The sequence below is a fragment of the Lactobacillus laiwuensis genome (assembly GCF_019972835.1).
GTDB classification, from domain to species: Bacteria; Bacillota; Bacilli; order Lactobacillales; family Lactobacillaceae; genus Lactobacillus; species Lactobacillus laiwuensis.
The window spans coordinates 290,465-311,659 of record NZ_BPPB01000001.1; the positions used below are offsets into that span (position 1 = coordinate 290,465).

A 21,195-nucleotide genomic window follows, 5' to 3' on the forward strand; every position below is an offset into this window, starting at 1 on the left:
AGGTGGAAAGATGGCTGGTCTTATACCTGAAGAAACAATTGCTAAAGTTCGAAATAATGTCAATATTGTCAATGTCATAAGTCAATATGTTTCACTTGAAAAGAAGGGCAAAGATTTTGTTGGTCTCTGTCCTTTTCATGAAGAAAAAACGCCTTCATTTACTGTTAGCGAAGGAAAACAATTTTTTAAGTGCTTTGGTTGCGGTAAAGGGGGCAACGTTTTTTCATTTCTGATGTATAAGGAAAATTTAACTTTTCCGGAAAGTGTCCAAAAAGTAGCTGATTTTGCTCATATTGATATTGGTGAATATTCCAGTCAAAAACCCAAATTTTCTAATGTACTTATCAAAATAAATGAAGAAGCAGCCGACTTTTATCACAGAGTACTAATTTCCACTAACGCAGGAAAGCCAGGGCATAGTTACGCAGAAAAACGTGGCCTTAATCAAGACATAATTAATCATTTCCGGATTGGTTATGCTCCCAAACAAAATAATTTGCTTTTAACTTATCTCAGGGAACAAAATTTTAAAGATGAGGACCTGGTAAAAAGTGGTTTGTTTGTTCAATCGCAAAATGGGGACTTATTCGATCGCTTTAGAGAACGGTTAATGTTTCCGCTTAGCAACGAAGGAGACTATGTCGTTGGCTTTTCTGGAAGAAGACTTTCTAATGATAAAACTGAAGCTAAATATATTAATAGTCCAGAAACCGAAATATTTACCAAATCAAAAACTCTATTCCATTTTGCAGAAGCAAAAAAAGCAGCTCGCAGTGAAAATCATTTGATTTTGTATGAAGGATACATGGATGTAATTGCAGCATATAAAGCCGGAATAAAGTCTGGCATTGCTTCAATGGGAACCAGTTTGACAGATCAACAAGTATATATGTTACGCAGGATTACTAAAAATATCATTATCAATTATGACGGCGATGACCCTGGAATACATGCTGAAGAACGGGCAACAAGAATGTTCAACCAAATTGGAGGCTTTAACTTAGGAATTGTTGTTTTGCCTGAAAAACTTGACCCTGATGAATTTGTAAAAAAATATGGTATTGAAAAATACAAGGACGAAGTCAAAGGTGCTTTGACGCCAACAGATTTTTTCTTGAAAAGGTTAAAACAGAAATATAATCTCGCAAATGACAGGGAAAAATTAGCGTACTTAGATGATGCCATGAAAGAAATAGTTCAGTTGTCTAATCCAGTTGAACAAGATTTATATTTAAACAAAATTGCCAAGGAACAAGGAGTGGAACAAGATTCACTTAAAGTGAACTTGACAAAATACCGCAGGCAGCAAAATAAAGCAAAGAGACATCAAGGTTATCCTGGTCAAGAACAAGGTAAGTCCTATAATTATTCAGATCCACCAATAGATAAGGCTCAAAAGCAGGAAGCCAGTGATCCTATTCAAACTCGCTTATTATATTTATTTATTCATTCAAAGCATGCTCAAGAATATTTACTTGCCCATCAATTTTTATTTTCAGATTCAAAATATCAAAGATTAGCGGAATTATGGTTAAATTTTAGTGAAAATCAAGAAAATCCAACAGTTAATAGTTTTTTAGATTTTATTCCCAGCGAACTTCAAGGTATAATAGTTAATGCTGAAATGACAAACATGCCCCAGGATTTTTCAGACCGCGAAATTGATGAGCAAATAAACGCATTAAATATGCGCAAAATTAATATTAAACTGCAACATTTAATGAATGATTTACAAGACGCAAAACGCAAAACTGACACAGACGAAATATTAGATATTACTCGCAAAATTTTGCAGTTAAAAAGAATTCAGGGTTAAAGGGGGGCTTATTGTGGCAGATAAGGAACAAGCAGCTAACAACGAAAAATTATCTTTAGACAAGATGGTTAAAAAGGTTGTCAAAGATGTTAAAAAAGATAAATCTATTACTGAAAAGGAATTTGTTGCTCAACTGGTTAAGCCCTATAAACTACAGGGAAAAGCAGTCGATCAATTAGTTCAGGAATTTGAAGATAACGGCATCAGTATAGTTGATGAAAAGGGTAATCCATCGAGATTAGCCTTGAAAAAGCAAAAAGATGTTGAAAAAGCTGAATTAAAAGATATGTCAGCACCTTCAAGCGTTAGAATGAATGATCCGGTCAGAATGTATCTGAAAGAAATCGGTCGGGTACCACTTCTAAATGCTGATCAAGAAATTTCTTTGGCAAAAAGGATTGAAAAAGGTGATGAAGAAGCTAAACAGGAGCTGGCAGAAGCCAACTTGCGTTTAGTTGTTTCGATTGCTAAACGTTATGTAGGACGTGGTATGTCATTTCTTGATTTGATTCAAGAAGGAAATATGGGTCTGATGAAGGCCGTGGATAAATTTGATTACAGCCTAGGTTTCAAGTTCTCAACTTATGCAACTTGGTGGATCAGGCAGGCAATAACTCGTGCGATCGCCGACCAAGCTAGAACTATTAGAATTCCAGTTCACATGGTCGAAACTATTAATAAGCTAATCAGAATCCAAAGGCAATTACTGCAAGACTTAGGTCGTGAACCGACTCCAGAAGAAATCGGGGCAGAAATGGACATGCCTACTTCTAAAGTGCGTGACATTTTAAAGATAGCTCAAGAGCCGGTATCCTTAGAAACTCCAATCGGGGAAGAGGACGATTCTCATCTAGGAGACTTCATTAAGGATAAAGATGCAACTAGTCCTGAGCAACATGCTTCTTATGAAATGCTCAAAGAGCAATTAGAAGAAGTGCTTGATACCTTAACAGACCGAGAAGAAAATGTTCTTCGCTTACGTTTTGGACTTGATGATGGTCGAACTAGAACACTTGAGGAAGTTGGCAAAGTGTTTGGAGTTACCCGTGAGCGGATTCGTCAAATTGAAGCTAAAGCTTTAAGGAAATTAAGACATCCAAGTAGGTCAAATCAATTACGTGATTTCCTAGATTAAATAGCTAAACAAAAAGACAAGATTCCAAAAAATCTTGTCTTTTTATTATCTAAAAGTTAATTCGCTGGCACCATGATTATTTTCTAGTCCCCGTTGCTGCAAATTATATTCGATAACACTTTTTCGCTTACCTGATAATAAGAAGAAAGCAAAAGCCAAATAGATCAAAGTGGTAATAAAGAGATATTCCCAGTCAAAGATATGGGGTACTGTCATAACTGTTGAGCCAGTAGCTAGGAAGGCTAGTATATCATAAACTGCATGATAGCCCAAATTAACCAAAAAAGAACCTGTATATAAATAAACTGCAGCAAAAACAATACCTGCGGCAAAAGCATTAATCATTTGTAAAATCGTGGCAGAGAGTGGTTGCACCACCGCGTTAGTAAGATGAATTGATCCGAAAATCAAACCATCCAGTAATACTGCCCATAAAACTTGATTTTTAGAATTTTTAAATATTTTGAGTAATATACTTAAAACACAAAACCGCATTAGCCATTCTTCAGCAACACCAGCTTCTATGCCCTGACAAATATACTGAGTTACGTGTTTTGTTGTTATATGAAAATCCCAGCGAGTTAGCAATTGTCCTAAATTATCTGCATCATTAAAAGCATTAATTAGGCAGTCAGCAATAATAAAAATAAAAATAACCGCAAGGACTGAATACTTAGCTCTTGGACTTATTCTCAAACTCGGATTTTGATAGTGCCAGCTTTTCATTACAACAATTGATGAAATCACAAAACAAATGCTACCTGTGATTCCTGTGGTATTGAGAACTTGAAGCCAAGAATGGCTATCCATAGTTAAAATTTCAGGTATCGAAACAATCAAACTTGCAAACAACAATAAAGTTATGATCTGCCCAATCGGATTCTTTATTTTGCCCCATGCCAGTTCTCCCATCGGAACAAGCATAATGAGTTCGTATAATGTAAGGGGAATTAATAAAAAGATCGCATTCTTATTATTCAAAGTTTTGATGAATGCTGCTCCCAAAGTGAGTAGTGCAAAAAAGCATAATAATATATTGACAGACTGGAAATAATGATTAAATTGAACTAACTTTCTTTCAGGATGTTTTTCGCATAAAAGGGATAGTTGCAATAGAACCAGTATGAACAAAATTGGCAGAATTACTATTGCTCCTAGTCTACTCTTGGTCAGGGGTTTGATTTTAAAAAATAGCACAAGCGCCACAATGATTAGAATTTCTTGAACTATTATTTGTCCAAAATGCCAACGCTTAATTTCTTGTTCAGAAAGCATTTCGATACTCCTTAAAATAATTCATCCCGTTTACCGTCCAAGATATGCTCATCAATACCTTCGTTAAAGTATACTAGCAAATCGCGGTCAAAATTATATGCTAATTTATGTTGAAAAAGTTCTTCTTTAGTCATCCACGTCAATTTGCCTTCTCTTGAGGCTTTGACTGTGCCAGTGAATTTAGTCGCTATATAAAAAAGAACAAGATAGCGGTGATCATTTTCATCATAAAATTGTTTAATTCCACAAAGACGAGGATTTTTAATATCTAAATTCGTTTCCTCCTTAACCTCGCGCGCTACTGAATCATAAAAAGATTCGTGATTTTCCACATGACCACCCGGAAAAGTCAATCCTGGCCAATAAGGGTCATTACGATCCAAAACTAAGATATTATCGTTTTTTTTAATCATGCACATATTTGTCAAAGTAACAGGTTCAGTTCTATCCATTAAGTCAAAAATCTCTTTCTTTTAAATCTTATTATCAATTATAAAATAGCAATTTAGAAAGAAAAAGAAAATTTTTCTCACTTTTTTGCCGGCAAATTAAAATTATACTAGGGATTTTGTGGCATTTATTAATTTGTTCCATTATACTTGTAATACTGTTTTAGGGGGATAACATGGCTATCAAATATGCAAAGAAATGGAAACTTTTTCTTTTTCTAATTATTTCAATTCTTGATTCATTTCAGTCAGTATTTTTAGCTTATCTATTAAAAGTATTCATTTCCTTTGCTCAAAAGCCTACGGGAAATTTACTCGGATTAACTTTATTCGCCATTAGCGGATTAATTATTTTCAGTATAATTGGAATACTTTTTCAGTATTCCTTTTTAAATTTGATCCATGATATTAACATCAAAATCAAAGAGATAGCAACTGATCATATCGTTAATATTAATGATCAAGCTAAACTTGATACTTCATTTATGACAAACGACCTTAAACAAATTGAGACTAATAAAGTTGTTGCCGAATTAAAAATTTTTAATTACATCTTAAAATTTTTGACCGCTATTATCACTGCAGTGATTACATCTTGGTTTATTTCTTTGGTCTTTTTTATTGCAGCAATAATTCCAGCCTTAGTTCAAAATTTTGCCGGTAAAAAAATTTCTGCTAATTCTAAAAAATGGGAAAGGGCAAATAGTAATTATACCGCTACCGTTACGGAAACGATTAACGGCACAACCATTTTTTCTTTATATAATTCAGAAAATTCTATTGCTAAACGCTTAATAAAAAGCGCTCGCGAAATGGAGGACGCCTTACAATCAACGAATTTATCCAAGGGCATTGCAAACGAATTAACCTCTTTTGCCGCATATTGTTTTGGCATGATTATTCCATTTAGTGTTGGAGTTTATTTGATAACTATAGGAAATATTGCCTTGAGTACTTTTATGATGATTGTGCAGCTTTCGAATAATTTCGTGAATCCGATAGTTAATATTTTTATGTGCGTTAATGATATTAAAACGACCACTCCCATTTGGACTAAATTTATAAAAATACAAAAGTATAAAAGACCCGCTGGCGATATTAGTTCAATCCCTGTTTTCAATAATTTGAGTTTAAGTAATGCCACAATCTATTTTGATAAACAAACTATTTTTCAAAAAGTAAATTTGGTAATCAAAAAGGGGGAAAAAATATTATTACAGGCTCCTTCAGGTTGGGGAAAATCAACTTTGCTCAAAGTCTTGATAGGAAAATATAAGCTGGATTTAGGCTCTTACCTGATAAATGGAGAAAAGGCTAGTGGTAATTGGAATAAAGACCATGAACTCTTTGCTTTAATCAATCAACAACCTTTTATTTTAAATGACACGATTGAATACAATATTACTTTAGGACAAAAGGTTACCAAACAAGAACTGAATAATGTCGTTGCTAAAGCTGGCCTAGAAGAACTGGTAAGAAAAAAGGGGTATCATTATCAAGTTGGCCTTGGAGGTAAAAATTTGTCAGGAGGACAAAATCAGCGTATAGAAATTGCCCGCGCACTGCTCAAGAAAAGGCAAATTTTGTTAGCAGACGAAGCTACTTCCTCATTGGACACAAAATTATCTCGAAAAATTCACGCTACTTTTTTAAAAGAATTTTCCGGAACAGTGATCGAAGTTGCTCATCACATATCTACAGATGAAGCAAGCATGTTTGATCGTAAGATCGATTTAGAAGCTAATAAAAAAAGTATTTAGAATCGTTATTTTATCTTTATCTAATAAAAATTCATTATGCTAAAATTTTATTATGAAGAAAGTAGGATATAAATGAACTTAAGATTGAACTCATTGGCACAAATGGTTGACCGTGGTGCACGCATTGCAGATATTGGTACAGATCATGCCTATTTACCGATTCAACTAGTGAAAGAAAATAAGATTAAGTTTGCTATTGCTAGTGATGTTGCATCTGGACCACTAGAGAATGCGAAAAAAGACATAGCAGCTGCTGGTTTAGATGGGAATATTGAAACTAGGCTTGGGGCAGGACTTGATACTATTAATTCTGCTGATCAAATTGATACAGTAATTATTGCCGGAATGGGCGGCAAGTTAATAACGCAGATTTTAAATGATGCTTGGCTAAAAGATTCTATTTTCAAAACTTTAATCCTTGAGCCAAATATAGGTGAGCCCGGTGTCCGAAACTGGTTAATGAATCATAATTATCAAATAAAAAGAGAAAAAATTATTGCTGAAGCAGGACACACATACGAACTAATTAAGGCAGAAAAAACTAATAAAATTGTCAAATTGACAGAAAAAGAACTATTTTTTGGTCCAGAAATCTTAACAGAAAAAAATGAAATTTTTTATCAAAAATGGCGAGGTCAACTTGCATATCACAAGAAATTACTGCTTAATTTAAATAAGGCTAAAGAAAAAGATTTAGTCCATATGCACAAAATTGAGTCAGAAATAAAAATGATCGAGGAAGAAATAAATGACTAAAGTAGAGGATATAGTTGCCGTTTTAAGGCAACATTTTCCAGAAGAAATAGCTAGTAAAGGTGATCCGGTTGGCATCCAAATAGGCTCGATGCAGCAGAATGTCACTAAAATATTGACGACCTTAGATGTCAGACCACAAGTGGTAGACGAAGCAATTCAAAAAGGAGTGAATTTGATTATCAGCCATCATCCCTTGATGTTTCGCCCTGCTCCAAACTTGGATTTTGCCAATCCCCAATACGCTATGTACGGTAAAATAATTGCTCATGGCATTACGGTCTATTCCATTCATACTAATTCAGATAAAGCTGAAGATGGCTCAAGCGACTGGCAAGCTGAAGAGTTGGGTTTGAAAGACGTTGAGCCTTTTTGTCCAGATGATGATGGCATTGCCATAGGACGTAAGGGGAGATTGCTTCAGCCACTATCTGCCAAGGAATTTGCTTATTACGTCAAAGACAAGATGCAGGTAAAAATGGTAAGATTAATTACTGCTGATAATCAGCAGACTATATCTTCAGTTTGTTTTATCTGCGGTGATGGCGGCAAATATTGGCATCAAGCAGTAGAAGAGAATATTGATGCTTTTATTACAGGAGATGTTTATTACCATACAGGCCACGATATGATTTCTGCCGGTCTGACGGTAGTTGATCCAGGTCACTACACTGAAAAGATTTTTAAAGAAAAAATTTATCAAAAGTTGCTTGAATGGAATAAAGAAAACTCTTGGAATGTCGAAATCACCCAATCTGAAGTATCGACTAACCCATTTCAAGATTTATTTTAATTAAGGAGATAAGATGGAGTATCCAAATTTATTACCAAGATTTTTAAAATATGTAAAAGTTAATTCACGCTCTGATGAGCACTCTGATCGTTTTCCTTCAACCGAACGCCAAGAAGTATTTCAAAAAGAAGTAATTCTACCTGACCTAGAAAAATTAGGCTTATCTGATGTGCATTATAATCAGAAATCAGGCTGTGTTATTGCCGAAATTCCAGCTAATGTAGATTATGATGTACCTGTAATGGGTCTTTTAGCGCATTGCGATACCGCAGACTTTAACGCGGAAAATGTCAAACCGCAAGTTCATGAAAATTATGATGGCAAATCAAAAATTCGTCTAGGAGATTCCAAATTTTATTTAGATCCGGCAGAATTTCCAAACTTAAAGAAATATGCGGGACAGACTATCATTACAGCGTCTGGTGACACTTTGCTGGGTGGGGATGATAAATGTGGAGTAGCGGAATTAGTTACTGTGGCAGAATATTTGTTAAACCACCCAGAAATCAAACACGGTAAGATTCGCTTTGGCTTTACTCCTGATGAAGAGATTGGTATGGGTGCTCAGCATTTTGACATCGAAGAATTTGGTGCTGATTTTGCTTTCACAGTCGATGGCGGGGCTCCCGGAAAGTTAGATTGGGGTACCTTTTCTGCTGCAACCTTTACCCTTGATATTCAAGGGGTAAATGTGCACCCTTCTGTAGCTAAAGATCAGATGATCAATGCTATCCAGGTTGGCATTAACTTCCAAAATCAACTTCCACAAAACGAAGTTCCTGAAAAAACGGCAGGAAGAGAAGGCTTTTATCATTTAACCCATTTTGCTGGTACGGTTGACAATGCGCAAATGGAATACATTGTTCGTGACTTTGAAAGGGACGGTCTTGAAAATCGCAAAAATAAGGTTAAAACAATCGTTAACCAAATGAATAAGGAATTTGGCACCGAAAGAATTAAGCTTAACATGAGAGATCAATATTACAATATGGCCGATATTCTTAAAGACCATATGGAAATTGTTAACTTAGCTAGAAAAGCATATGAGTCTGAAGGACTTACGATCAACGAGGACCCTGTCAGAGGTGGCACTGATGGTTCACTTTTAACTTATAGAGGCTTACCTTGTCCTGATCTTTTTTCCGGGCAAGAAAACATGCACGGCAGGTTTGAATATACCGTTCTTGAATCTATGGCAAAAGCAGTAGATGTTATGCTAAAAATGGTACAAATGAATGCTGCTGCTAAAAAATAGTGAAACAAAAACGGCCGTTGTTAATCTTTTTTATCAAAATAATTAAAAATTAAAAGGTTATTCTGATAAAGTTTATCTAACTTCCAAAAGGTTAGTAAAATTATGCACAATTAATAGAAATTTAAATTTAGGTACATAGGATCATTATCAAAAATGGTTTTATGTGCCTTTTTTCTTTTTAAAATTTTATATTGATAATTTGTGGAACACTTAAATTTTTCTAAGACAACAGGCAAAAGACTCCTTGCAAAAGTTGATTATTTATTTTATTATACTAGTGTATTAGATAAATAGTTCACTATTATAATGTAAGAGAAAGGATTAGTGATCATGCGAAGTTCTATTGCACTACAAGTTGATAATGTTAGTACTTATGTGGGCAGGACAGTGCTAGTGAATAATGCTACTTTTGATGTTAAAGCTGGTGAAATAATCGGTTTGATAGGCCCTAATGGTGCTGGGAAAACAACTATTATGAAAACCATTTTAGGCTTAATGAAATTTAAAGGAAAAATAGAGGTCAATGGCAAAAATGTGTCTGAAAATGACCATCATGCTTTAACAAAGGTTGGAGCATTAATTGAACATCCGGCAATTTACCCATTTCTTACTGGAATGCAGAATTTGACCCTTTATGCTCATGATCAAAAAGATATGGCAAACTTAATTTCCGAATTACAAATGGATTCATATATTAATAATAAGGCTAAAGGATATTCACTGGGGATGAAGCAAAAATTAGGCATAGCAATCGCCTTATTAAATCAGCCCCAAGTTGTAATTCTTGACGAACCAATGAACGGACTTGACATTGAATCAACGATTCGAGTAAGAAAATTAATCAAAAGATATTCTGATCAAGGAACAGCTTTTTTAATTTCAAGTCATATTTTAAGTGAATTACAAAAAGTAATGACGAGAGTTGTCTTAATCTCCGGAGGACAAATTATATTGAATAAAGAGGTCAAAGAATTTGAAAAAATTAGTCACCAAAAATACCATTTGACTACTGAAAATAATAGACTTGCAAAAAAGATTTTTGCTGCTTACCAGATCACGTTTACAGAAAATGAAAATTATTTAATAGTAAGTCAAAACGACATATACAAAATAGAAGATCTGCTTTTTAACGAAGGTGTTCATTTAAAAGAAATTTTGCCGCTTGAAGCCAACCTTGAACGAATTGTAGTTGATGTCTTGGAAAAGAAAAGAGGCTAGACAAAATGCTTATAAGCTTTAAACAGGAAATCTATAAATTCAGGCATGAAAACATTGCTCTGTATGGTCTGATTATTCTCATTGTAACAATGATTTACAACTTTTTTACTAATCCTATTACGCGCCAATCCCTTAGCTACGGATTTGGTGCAATTGAGTGGATTCCTTTAATAGTTATTACCGTAGCATCTGCAATTTTTTCAATGGAATACAAGAATAACACGATTATCATGCTGGAGTATAAGACTTCGAGCAAGTTTCAAACTTACTTTTCCAAGTTTTTGGTTGTCTTAGTCTATAGTTTTCTCCTAACAGTGATTGCATTTTTACTTACCTTGATTTTAAGCATTCCCTTTAATAATGTCAGATATAATTGGTTAGTTAACAAAAATGGTAATAATCTTTTAAATGATCTGGTAACTAACCTGGCAGGAGCATCGATTTATTCTTTTTTTAGCATTGGCTTATCTTTTATGCTCATTATGCTGGTTAAAAATAATGCTGTAGTAGTTTGTTTTGGAATTGTACTAGCATTTTTTGGTGCCAGCTTTTCCAAAGGATTAATGCAAACCTTTCCCCATTTTATAAGTACTATTAAATGGAACTTTTTAAATATGATTTTTATTTCCCAGCAATTATCAAATCCAAGCCTTAGCTTAAAATCGAATTTATCAAGTCTTGAACTAATTATAGCCAATATCATTTACGGCATAGTTTTTATGGTTCTAGGATATTATCTATTCAAGCATCGACGAGTATAAAGAGAGGAGATCACTATAATGATTTATAGTATTAAGCAGGAATTATATAAATTAGTGCACCGCAAAATTACTTGGATCGCAGCTATCATATTATTTTTTCTAATTCTTATTACCGGTTTCGCTTTAGCAGATGAAAGTAAAAAGCTAATTTTAACATTAACTTTTGATTCTTCTGATTTCATCATGTTTATCCTAGTGATAGTAGGTGCCACCTGTTTTTCAATGGAATTTCAAAACAATACGATTTTAACACTCTTATATAAGTCTTCGAATAAAATATATGTCTACTTATCGAAGTATATTGTTTTGTTCTTATACGATGTTTTTCTGCATTTGCTAGCTCTTTTTTATACCATTTGTCTGCGTTATACCATATTTAATTATCAAGTTAACTGGTCAGAACTTTATCTATACCATCAGCCGGTATGGCTAAACATGGTAACTGCTTCTCTAATAGATTTAGTAACTACAATGTTAATTATTGCTATTGTTTTTTTACTCTCGTGTCTAATTAATAGTAGTGCAATTGTAATTACAGCAAGCCTTCTAATTACATTCATGGGTCAAAGCATTTCTTCAGACCTAATGAACGGAGGCAAACTGGTGAACATTATGAAATGGAACCCTTTTAATATGGTGGACTTGACTAGGCAGTTTGGTAATTATGGCATGTATGTTTTAACTACCCACCTGAACAATCAAGAGCTTTTAATGGGTAGTCTAGTCTATATTCTTATTTTTGTCATTGCCGGCTATTTAATCTTTCGCAGAAAAAGATTTTAAGTAAGTAATTGCATAACTTTTAAGTTTATTGTAATATTATAGTGTATTATAAATGTAATACAGTTGGAAAAGAATTATGAATTTTAAAGACAGTTTGCCGATATATATACAAATAAAAGAATATCTATGTCGCCAAATAATCACCGGCAAGCTTGAGCCAAATCAGATGATACCTTCTGTACGTAATTTAGCAAAGCAGTTAACAGTGAATGTTAATACTATTCAAAAAGCGCTTAGACAAATGATTAATTCCGGTCTTCTGGTTACTAAAAGGGGAGAGGGTAATTATGTTACTAGCGATAAAAAATTATTGGAAAAAATCAAAAGAGACATGATCGTTGCTGAACAACGTAAGTTTGTTCAGAACATGAAAAGCATAGGAATCACGCCAAAACAAACTCATCTTATTTTGGCTAATCATTTAAAGTAGGGAGTAAAAAAATGGATAATCTTTTAGAAATTAGAGATTTAACTTACAAGAAAAATCTAAAGACAATTTTAAATAATATCAACTTAAATTTACAACCGGGGAAAATAGTAGCACTTTTAGGCGAAAACGGCGCTGGTAAAACGACCTTAATGAGGGTAATTAGTGGGATGGCTAAAAACTATCGTGGAACCGTTAAACTTTCTGGTGAAAGTAAAGAGGCTCAACGAAAAGCCCGACTATCATTCACTGATAGTCTAACGGGCTTTAACAACTCAACAAAAATCAAAGATATTGTTAAATTTTATGAAATCATTTATCAAGATTTTGATGGCAAACAATTTGAGCAACTTCGTCAGTTTATGAAATTAGATTCTGAAATGCGATTATCTGAGATGTCAAAAGGAATGCGAGAAAAATTAATTATTGCACTTGCATTTTCGCGCAAAGTTGACCTTTACCTATTGGATGAACCCTTTTCTGGTATTGATGCTATGGCTCGTAAAAAAATTATTAACTCAATCATTTTATGGAAACCAGAAAAATCAACAATTCTCGTTTCAGATCACTTTGTGAATGAGATCGCTAGTATGCTGGACGAAATTGTCATTATCAAGGACAAAACCATTTATGCTCATAAATCAACTGAAGAGATACGAGAACATCATAAGAGTGTTGAAGACTACTATGAAGGCTTATACGATGCGGAGGATGAATAATGGTCATGTTTAACCATTTATTTGGCAAACTTTTTGAAAAAAAAGCCAAATATGTTCATCTTCTAGTTGTCCTGCAATTTATTAGTTCTCTGGCATCAGCTTTTTTTACTTATTTTAGTTTTTATTCTGGCAGGTTTCACTTAAATTTGAACAATAACCTTGAATTTTTTCCAGGATGGATGGCTCTATTTGCTTCTTTTACTTTCTTGTTTGGACCTATTTTATATATTTTAACTGTCGTTCAGAATGAACGCTTAAATAGAAGTAAGACATGGCGCCTAGCACCAATCAGCGATGGCACGTTTTATATTGATAATATCTTAAGTTCATTTGTTTCTCTAATCTATTTTGTCTTTTTAGATTTTATCATTGCGCTTGGATTATTCTTTGTATCTATTTTTGCATATCCCAAATTTGGCAAAAATCTGCGGTTTGAACTCAATTTAGATACTGACACATTTCTTACTTTTATTTGTATTATACTGTTGGTAATTCTAACTGCTCTTTTTATTTATTTTTTGGTTAGTTTCCTTAACTTTTCCAGTCAGGCAATTTTAAGTTTTTTACCACAAGCATCGAGTCATATTTTAATTTCTTTTATTCGTATATTCATCATTATCATATTAATGGGACTGCTTGTTAAGCTCTATAGAGTATTGATAAACTCTTTTGTAAATCTTTTTTTACTAAAAGCTACTGATCTTGCGGGATTAGAATATGTTGTAGGTATGATGTTTGTTGTTAATTTAATAATGCTTGGCATCAACGTCTTTTTAATCAATCATTTCTTTGAAGCAGAAGAGAAGTAAATCCTAATATTTTTACAATATTTTCGTAGTAGGGAGGAAAGAGTATGACCTCATTTAAAAGTTTGTTTGGCAGATTCTTTGTAGAAAAAGCAAAAAATGTTTATTCATTTTTAATAATTCAAACAGTTGGTGCCCTTGCATTTTCTGTTTTTGGTCTGCTAATTGGAACAGGTAAGATAAGTGAATTTTTAAATTTTTATACTGAGCTTTTACCTGACTGGTTAATGGGCTTTTGTCTATTAGGTGTCTTTTTTGTCATTTTCTTTTTCATTTATATTATTGTTAAAAATGAAAAGATTAACCATAGCCAAACATGGCGTTTAACTGCAATTAGTGACGAAATATTTTACATCGCTAACAGCTTAAGCACATTTGCAACATTTGTTTATTTCATTATTCTTAACATTATTGTTGCTGGTATCTTGCTAACTGCTTCATTTTTCATGAACAAGACTTTTCGTAGTTCCTGCGAAAGAATGTTTAAGCAATTTAGACCAAATTTTGAACTAAATACAATTCATTTTATTTTTGATATCACGCTACTCATACTTTTATGTTGCTTTTTCATTTCGTTATTGATCAGCTTTTTAAATTTTTCCAGTAAAGCTATCATGGATTATCTTCCTGTAGCTTCAAACGGCTTAATTGTGAAACTATTACATATTTTTATTGTTATCGTAATAGCCTGGCTTTTCACCAAAGCAGAAAAAATTTTTGTCGATCAAGTTTTAGGCAGCCTTTTGCATTTTTTAAACTTAAATCCAGCTTATAACAACGCTTTACCATATGTTAATGTAATTGTTGTAGTTGTTAATTTAATAATGTACGTTATTAATATCTATTTATTTAAGTATTTCTTTGAAGCAGAGTAAATAGAATAGAGGCATAATAAAAATTTTATTTGAGTGGCAATTTGTCATCGAGCAAAAATAAAAAATAAGGAGTCCAAAATGGCAGAATTTAGCAGGTTATTTAACAGATTTTTTAAAATTAAAACAAGAAAATTACACATTATACTTTTTTTTCAATTAATCGCAGCATTAGCGTGTGCCTTTTTTACTTATTATGAAGTTACAAATTGGCATATCCGCAAAAATCCCCAAAATAATGTCGGTCTGATACCGGAATGGACATTATATTTTGTCATCTTAGCCTTTCTTGTCATATTATTTGTATTCATTTTAACCCCTTTGCAAAGTGAAAAATTTAATCACAGTCAAACCTGGCGGTTAGCTGGAATAAGTGACAGCCAGTTTTATCTTGATAATGTTTTAAGTACATTTGTATCTTTTATTTACATGCTTGCGCTTGAAGTAGTTGCTACAGTTATGCTAGGTTTCTTATCTTTTTTGGTTGATAAAGATTTTCAACGAGGACTTCATGATTTCCTAATGGATCTGCATCCTAATTTTGATTACAATGTTTTCTGGACTGTAATTGGTACGATTGTCTTAGCCATTTTAAGTTGTTTCTTTTTATATTTTGTTATCAGTTTCTTTAACTTTGCTAGCCAGTCCATAATAGATTTTGTACCCGCCAACGTTAATGGAGCACTTGTAAAGATACTCCATTTATTCATAATTTTTGTACTGATCTGGTTCTTTTTTAAAATTCAACATATATTTGTCTACAAAATTCTTTTGTCAGTATTTAATCCAGCTAATTACGGACTTGCTTATTCTAGTGATTTACCTTTTGCAATTTTGTCAACCACAATTTGCAATCTTATTTTGTTGGGCAGCAACGTTTTCTTATTTAATCATTTTTATGAAGCCAGTGAACGTAAGTAGGTAGGCAAATAAGAAAAAATTACTTTTACAATTTTGTAATTTCTCACAAAAAAGCAAGTTATTACAACAATTAAAAGGTTTGCGGAAAAAATAAATCTGGTTTATGATAGTGTACTATAGGTGTATTACGGCCAAAGGATGGTGGACTTGTGGAATTTAAAGATAACATTCCCATTTACTTACAAATTAAGCAATACCTATATCGACAAATAATTACCGGCAAATTGAAGCCCGGTAAAAAAATTCCTTCCGTGCGTGAACTAGCAGTGCAACTCACTGTAAACGTCAATACGGTACAACGTGCTCTGCAACAGATGAACTTTGAAGGCATTTTGTATACCAAGAGGGGAGAAGGTAATTTTGTCACTGAAGATACTACTTTACTTGAAAAAACGAAAAGGGAATTAATTAACGCTGAACTAGACAAATTTGTTCAGAGTATGAACTCTTTCGGGGTTTCTGATGAACAAATTCTCAAATCTTTAACTGAATATCTTAAAGAGGAGCGTAAATAATGGGCAATCCCTTAGAAATAACAGACTTAGTTTACAAAAAAAATCAGAAAAAAATCATAACTAATCTTGACTTAACACTTAAACCCGGAAAAATTGTTGCTCTTTTGGGTGAAAATGGTGCAGGAAAAACCACTTTGATGCGAATTATCAGTGGCGTAGCTAAAAACTATCGTGGTACTGTTAAAGTTGCTGGCTTTACCAAGGAGGCCGACAGAAAAGGACATCTTTCTTTTACTGATGGCTTAACAGGTTTTGCTAATTCAACAAAAATTAGCGACATCATCAAATTTTACCAAATTTTATATCAGGATTTTAATCTCAAACAATTTGAACAATTAAGAGAATTTATGAATTTAAAACCTGATCTGCGCTTATCTGAATTATCAAAGGGTATGAAAGAGAAGCTGGTTGTTGCATTGACTTTTTCTAGAAGAGTTGACTTATACCTTTTAGATGAGCCTTTTTCTGGTATTGACGCAATGGCTCGCAAAAAAATTATTAAGTCGATCATCTTATGGAAGCAAGAAAAATCCACTATTTTAGTTTCAGATCATTTCGTCAATGAAATAGCTGCGGTTTTGGATGAAGTTGTTATTATTAAAAATAAAACTGTTTGCATGCAAAAGTCGACTGAAGCAATTAGGGCTGATAATCAAAGTGTAGAGGAATTTTATGAGAGTTTTTATCAAAGAGAAGAGGATGAATAATGGCTATTTTTAATCGCTATTTTACGGTGCTTTTCAGATTAAAAACCAAATGGATTTCTCTTCTGTTAATTATCCAGACCGTAGCTTCATTTGCGATGTCGTTTTTCAATTTTAATAACGGCCATGTATACATTAATAGAACTATTTTTTCTAATTTCTTCACCTTATGGCTGACCATTTTTGTGTTATCAGCGTGGCTTTTTACCGGGATATTTTATTTAACCACCTGTTTTCAAAACGAACGTGTCAGTGGCAATCAAACTTGGCGTTTAGTTCCAATTGATGACAAAAAACTCTATTTTGATAATATTTTAAGTTCTTTTGGTGCATTACTTTTCTTTGTGATACTGGAAATAATTTGTGCTTTTATCTTAAGTGCTGTGACATTTACCTTTGACAGTCAGTTTCATACTGTCATAATCGAAATGTTTGCTGATATTGGACGGCATTTGCAGCAAGTTGATCTGGAGATTATGTTTAACTTTTTTGGAGCAATCATGATGACTATTCTCTGCGCATTTTTTGGTTACTTCATTATCAGCTTTTTAAATTACTCCAGTCGTGCTCTTTTGGATTTTCTTCCGGAAGCTCTCAGCAAAGCTTACTTTCGGGTAATTGCAGTTTTTGTAATTATTTTAGTAGCCTGGCTTGCAATCAAAGCAAGTGATATAGGTCTACAAATAATTTCGTTCCCGTTTAGATTTATGATAGGGGAAACCACAGGAACAAATGATGATTTGGCTCTAGCTCTAATTTTAATGCTTGTAATCAATTTACTTTTTTGGTTTTTGGATACAATTCTTTTCAGTAAATTCTTTGAGGCTAGGGAGGGGAAATAGTGATTATCTAATAAAAAAATATTTATAGAATAAAAACCTGAATTAAGATAATTTAATTCAGGTTTTTTTATGTTTAAAATATTTTAAAGAAGAAAACAAAAACACGGAATTTGTTATACGATTAAAAGGTTTCATTTGCAAATATCATCTTAAAGTAAATGTATAACAAAGGCATACACTTGTACAAGTTTAGAAACGAAAGCGCATACAAAAAGTTAAATTGGCAGATTATAATTAGAGTTGAAAGGGGGATTTGAAAATGAATGAGCGTATTCAAAAAATAATTTCCCTTTTACTAAAAGAACCTAACATAACGATATCGGAGATGATGCAGAAATTATCGCTTAGCAGAAGACAAATTAATTATGCTGTTAAATTAATAAATAATACTTTGAGGGCAAAACATTTTCCAGAAATAACTAGACATAAAAATGGAACTTTCGAATATGATACTTCCATTAGACTGCTAATTCAGGCAGGTAAGGAAGATCAGTTTGGTGAATTATCAGATCATGATCGTAAAGTTTTAATCATTACTTACTTAATTTTAAAAACAAGTTATGTTTCTTTGAACCATCTGACATCTTTTCTCAAATATTCGAAGACCACAGTTATTAGTGATATTAAGGAAGCGCAAAAATTTGTTAAGAGAAATAATTTAGAAATTATTTATAATAGGGTTGAAGGATATTCTCTAAAAGGGGAAAAAGATGATATTTATAAATTAGCAACTAAATTATTTTTAAATAATCCAAATCTAATTACAAGTGATCTGATTATATCCATTACAAAAAATAGAACAATCGCAAAAAAAGCGACTGTTCTAATACTAGATATTGAAGAAAAATTCAAAGCTACTTTTTCGGACATATATTTTAAAGCTTTAAATAATTTGTTTCAAACAATCTTGTATAGAAGTCAAAATTCCAATTGTAAATCTAACTGTCCTTCAGATCCTTTTATCACCGAAACAAATGAATATAAATTTTTAAAAACCTATTCGGGTTTAGAAAATTTGGATAATGTAGATTTGAAATGGTTAGTTTTAGAAATTTTAGCTTCTAACGTATATGATAAAACAAATTTACAATACGGAACAGATGAAGTAAAAATTTTACATTTTATTCATCAAATAGTAGAGGGTTTTAAACAAAAAACGTTAGTTCAGATTGATGATCAAAAGCAGTTTGAAAAAAGATTAATGAATCATTTAAGACCTGCTTGCTATCGTGTTAAGTACGAATTGCCAAATATTGAAAAATTAGAGTTGAATAATAGCGAAAACCACCAAATTTTATTTCAAATAATAAAAAATTTAATTAGGCCTCTTGAAGACTGGATTGGCAAGACTTTTCCTAAAGGAGAAGTGCAATTATTAACGTATTATTTTGGTTACTTACTTGCTAGTACTCCTGAAAATCGTGATATCAACAAACCAATCTATAAAGCTATTGTAGTTTGTTCAAACGGTATAATTATGTCAAACATTTTGATAAAAATTTTAAAAGAAATTTTACCAGAACTAAATTTCATCTGTACTATGTCAATTAGAGAATTCAACAATTCAAAAGAAAGATTTGACATTGTTTTTACTACATTGCCATTAAATACCAACAAAGTACAGTTCGTTGTTAAGCCAAATATGAACTATTCAGAAAAAATTGGTTTACGGTATAGAGTTTTAAACCAGCTAAAGATAGAAAAAACGGATAAAGAAATAAATAACCTTCTCGAGCTTATTTCAAGGTATGCCAATTTAACCGATAACCAAGTACTAAAAGCTGACATAAATCGAATGCTTTTAAAACAAAACTTCGATAATTCAGATGATAAAAAATCTCATAATTTACTTTCTTATCTTCACCCTAACTATATCGTTTTAAATAAAGATACAAATATCGAATGGAAAGTTGCCTTGCATGAAGCAATTAAGCCTTTATTGAAAGACAAAAAAATTGAAAAGCGATATGAATTTGAATTACAAAGACAGATTAATAATCCAGATAATTATAGTTTTTTGGGAACTAGTATCTCTATTCCTCATTCCTTACCTAAAACTGGAATTTTGGGTAGTGGAATTGGTTTTTTAGTATCAAAAACTCCAATCGAAATGCCCTACAACAAAACAGTCAACATTATTGCTCCGGTAGCATTTTCTCATACAGATAATAAATTAAAGGCAATTAATCAATTTACTTCTCTTGCGATGGACAAAAATATTATTAATAAAATTTTATGCTGTAAAACGTCATTTGAAGTCTATCAAATAATCTTAAAATTTGTAGAAGTGGAGGAAAAAAATGGGGATAAATAATTTTCCCAAATATACAATCATAATACGAAACTATACTTTCGATGAAGCCCACGCTATTGCAAAGGCAATCGAAGGTTTAGAACAAAATTTTGCGATGGAAATAACAATGAATACACCGTCTGCTTCAGAATACATCAGCAACCTAAATAAAGAATTTGGCCAAAAAATCTTAATAGGTGCTGGAACAGTATTAAACCTTAAAGATGAAATTGCTGCGGTGGATGCTAATGCAAAATTTTTATTAAGTTCATGTTTGTTTAGCAAAAATATGATCGATTATGCTAAACAAAAAAACGTAATAACAATACCAGGTGCATATACGCCTACTGAGGTATTACAAATGCTTAATTATAAAGCAGATATAATTAAAATTTTTCCTGCAATTACAGTAGGACCGGAATATTTTAAAAATCTTCAAGGGCCCTTAGGAAAGATACCACTAATGGCAGTTGGCGGAATTTCAAGTGAAAATGTCGGGATCTTTTTAAAAAATGGTGCTCAATTTATTGGAATTGGTTCAGGTGCTTTTTTGAAAGAAGACATTATTAATAAAGATGTTCCAAAATTACGCCAGTCTCTAATTGATATAATTGAAAAGTCATAAAGTAGGTGGTTATATGGACAAATCTTTATTGTCAGAAGATGATATTTTTATCAATCAGGTATTTGAAAGTTGTAATTCTTATTATGAAAGAATTTGTGATCACCTATTAAGAGAAGAAAAAGTTGATATAAATTATCTCCATAGTATTAAGGAACGCGAAAAAAAATTCCCAACAGGATTAAATACAGGAAAAATTTGTGTAGCAATTCCACACACAGATTTTCAACATTGTGAAACTAATCAATTGGTAATTACAACCTTAAAACGGCCAGTTTTTTTTAAACAAATGGATGATCCAACTAAACTATGCGGAGTAAATATTATTATACAAATTTTATTTTACACTCCCGATAAACAAGTTGAACTTTTAAAGCAATTAATGAATTTAATTCAAAACCAAAATTTTTTACAAGACGTATTAGATGCTAACAATAAGAAAACAATCTTAGATTTATTCGAGAAAGGTAATTAAA

At 32.4% G+C, this 21,195-nt stretch carries 22 protein-coding genes; 20 read left to right on the forward strand and 2 right to left on the reverse strand.

The features are described from left to right. The first annotated feature begins 10 nt into the window (after positions 1-10). Positions 11-1,816, forward strand: a complete 1,806-nt coding sequence (gene dnaG / locus LDM92_RS01400) for a DNA primase (protein WP_223901716.1) — start codon at positions 11-13, stop codon at positions 1,814-1,816. Between the two features lie 13 nt (positions 1,817-1,829). Beyond that, complete coding sequence (gene rpoD, locus LDM92_RS01405; protein WP_223901717.1) at positions 1,830-2,951, forward strand: RNA polymerase sigma factor RpoD; 1,122 nt, start codon at positions 1,830-1,832, stop codon at positions 2,949-2,951. Between the two features lie 45 nt (positions 2,952-2,996). Here the strand turns inward: rpoD and LDM92_RS01410 are convergent, their stop codons facing one another. Together LDM92_RS01410 and LDM92_RS01415 are read right to left on the reverse strand one after the other, a co-directional pair. Next, positions 2,997-4,226, reverse strand: a complete 1,230-nt coding sequence (locus LDM92_RS01410) for a CPBP family intramembrane glutamic endopeptidase (RefSeq protein ID WP_223901718.1) — start codon at positions 4,224-4,226, stop codon at positions 2,997-2,999. Positions 4,227-4,237: 11 nt separating this feature from the next. Further along, positions 4,238-4,678, reverse strand: coding sequence for an 8-oxo-dGTP diphosphatase (locus LDM92_RS01415; RefSeq protein WP_223901719.1), 441 nt, complete (start codon positions 4,676-4,678; stop codon positions 4,238-4,240). Between the two features lie 173 nt (positions 4,679-4,851). On the opposite strand from LDM92_RS01415, the gene LDM92_RS01420 reads away from it, so the two are divergent. From LDM92_RS01420 to LDM92_RS01505, 18 genes are all read left to right on the forward strand, one after another. Further along, positions 4,852-6,435 (forward strand): ATP-binding cassette domain-containing protein, encoded by a 1,584-nt coding sequence (locus tag LDM92_RS01420; RefSeq protein WP_223901720.1) that lies wholly within the window; start codon positions 4,852-4,854, stop codon positions 6,433-6,435. Between the two features lie 72 nt (positions 6,436-6,507). Beyond that, positions 6,508-7,191, forward strand: a complete 684-nt coding sequence (locus LDM92_RS01425) for a tRNA (adenine(22)-N(1))-methyltransferase (RefSeq protein ID WP_223901721.1) — start codon at positions 6,508-6,510, stop codon at positions 7,189-7,191. Next, entirely contained in the window at positions 7,184-7,981 is a 798-nt protein-coding gene (locus tag LDM92_RS01430; protein ID WP_223901722.1) for a Nif3-like dinuclear metal center hexameric protein, read from the forward strand. The genes LDM92_RS01425 and LDM92_RS01430 overlap by 8 nt, the downstream gene beginning before the upstream one ends. Positions 7,982-7,994: 13 nt before the next feature. Then, positions 7,995-9,236 carry a peptidase T gene (pepT, locus tag LDM92_RS01435; protein ID WP_223901723.1) on the forward strand — a complete coding sequence of 414 codons (1,242 nt, stop codon included), beginning with the start codon at positions 7,995-7,997 and terminating at the stop codon, positions 9,234-9,236. Positions 9,237-9,566: 330 nt separating this feature from the next. Further along, positions 9,567-10,454, forward strand: a complete 888-nt coding sequence (locus tag LDM92_RS01440; protein WP_223901724.1) for an ABC transporter ATP-binding protein — start codon at positions 9,567-9,569, stop codon at positions 10,452-10,454. Between the two features lie 5 nt (positions 10,455-10,459). Beyond that, positions 10,460-11,215 carry an ABC transporter permease gene (locus tag LDM92_RS01445; RefSeq protein WP_223901725.1) on the forward strand — a complete coding sequence of 252 codons (756 nt, stop codon included), beginning with the start codon at positions 10,460-10,462 and terminating at the stop codon, positions 11,213-11,215. A gap of 18 nt (positions 11,216-11,233) precedes the next feature. Next, complete coding sequence (locus LDM92_RS01450) at positions 11,234-11,998, forward strand: ABC transporter permease (RefSeq protein WP_223901726.1); 765 nt, start codon at positions 11,234-11,236, stop codon at positions 11,996-11,998. A gap of 76 nt (positions 11,999-12,074) precedes the next feature. Then, positions 12,075-12,428: a GntR family transcriptional regulator gene (locus tag LDM92_RS01455; protein ID WP_223901727.1), complete on the forward strand. Its 354-nt coding sequence runs from the start codon at positions 12,075-12,077 to the stop codon at positions 12,426-12,428. 11 nt (positions 12,429-12,439) lie between these two features. After that, complete coding sequence (locus LDM92_RS01460) at positions 12,440-13,144, forward strand: ABC transporter ATP-binding protein (RefSeq protein ID WP_109586302.1); 705 nt, start codon at positions 12,440-12,442, stop codon at positions 13,142-13,144. After that, positions 13,144-13,953, forward strand: coding sequence for a hypothetical protein (locus tag LDM92_RS01465; protein ID WP_223901728.1), 810 nt, complete (start codon positions 13,144-13,146; stop codon positions 13,951-13,953). Before LDM92_RS01460 ends, LDM92_RS01465 begins: the two co-directional genes overlap by 1 nt. Before the next feature lie 44 nt (positions 13,954-13,997). Continuing rightward, the gene (locus LDM92_RS01470; protein ID WP_223901729.1) at positions 13,998-14,825 is read left to right on the forward strand and encodes a hypothetical protein; all 828 of its coding nucleotides are present in this window, start codon (positions 13,998-14,000) and stop codon (positions 14,823-14,825) included. A 78-nt stretch (positions 14,826-14,903) separates the two neighbouring features. Continuing rightward, a complete protein-coding gene (locus LDM92_RS01475) occupies positions 14,904-15,743 on the forward strand; it encodes a hypothetical protein (RefSeq protein WP_223901730.1) in 840 nt (279 codons plus the stop codon). Between the two features lie 149 nt (positions 15,744-15,892). Continuing rightward, on the forward strand, positions 15,893-16,258 hold the full coding sequence (locus LDM92_RS01480) for a GntR family transcriptional regulator (RefSeq protein ID WP_223901731.1): 366 nt from the start codon (positions 15,893-15,895) through the stop codon (positions 16,256-16,258). Beyond that, a complete protein-coding gene (locus LDM92_RS01485) occupies positions 16,258-16,965 on the forward strand; it encodes an ABC transporter ATP-binding protein (protein WP_223901732.1) in 708 nt (235 codons plus the stop codon). The genes LDM92_RS01480 and LDM92_RS01485 overlap by 1 nt, the downstream gene beginning before the upstream one ends. After that, positions 16,965-17,804 carry a hypothetical protein gene (locus LDM92_RS01490; RefSeq protein WP_223901733.1) on the forward strand — a complete coding sequence of 280 codons (840 nt, stop codon included), beginning with the start codon at positions 16,965-16,967 and terminating at the stop codon, positions 17,802-17,804. Before LDM92_RS01485 ends, LDM92_RS01490 begins: the two co-directional genes overlap by 1 nt. 259 nt (positions 17,805-18,063) lie before the next feature. Further along, positions 18,064-20,118 carry a BglG family transcription antiterminator gene (locus tag LDM92_RS01495; protein WP_223901734.1) on the forward strand — a complete coding sequence of 685 codons (2,055 nt, stop codon included), beginning with the start codon at positions 18,064-18,066 and terminating at the stop codon, positions 20,116-20,118. Then, positions 20,105-20,722 carry a bifunctional 4-hydroxy-2-oxoglutarate aldolase/2-dehydro-3-deoxy-phosphogluconate aldolase gene (locus LDM92_RS01500; protein ID WP_223901735.1) on the forward strand — a complete coding sequence of 206 codons (618 nt, stop codon included), beginning with the start codon at positions 20,105-20,107 and terminating at the stop codon, positions 20,720-20,722. Before LDM92_RS01495 ends, LDM92_RS01500 begins: the two co-directional genes overlap by 14 nt. Before the next feature lie 13 nt (positions 20,723-20,735). Then, positions 20,736-21,194 carry a PTS sugar transporter subunit IIA gene (locus LDM92_RS01505; protein ID WP_223901736.1) on the forward strand — a complete coding sequence of 153 codons (459 nt, stop codon included), beginning with the start codon at positions 20,736-20,738 and terminating at the stop codon, positions 21,192-21,194. Position 21,195 lies beyond the last annotated feature (1 nt).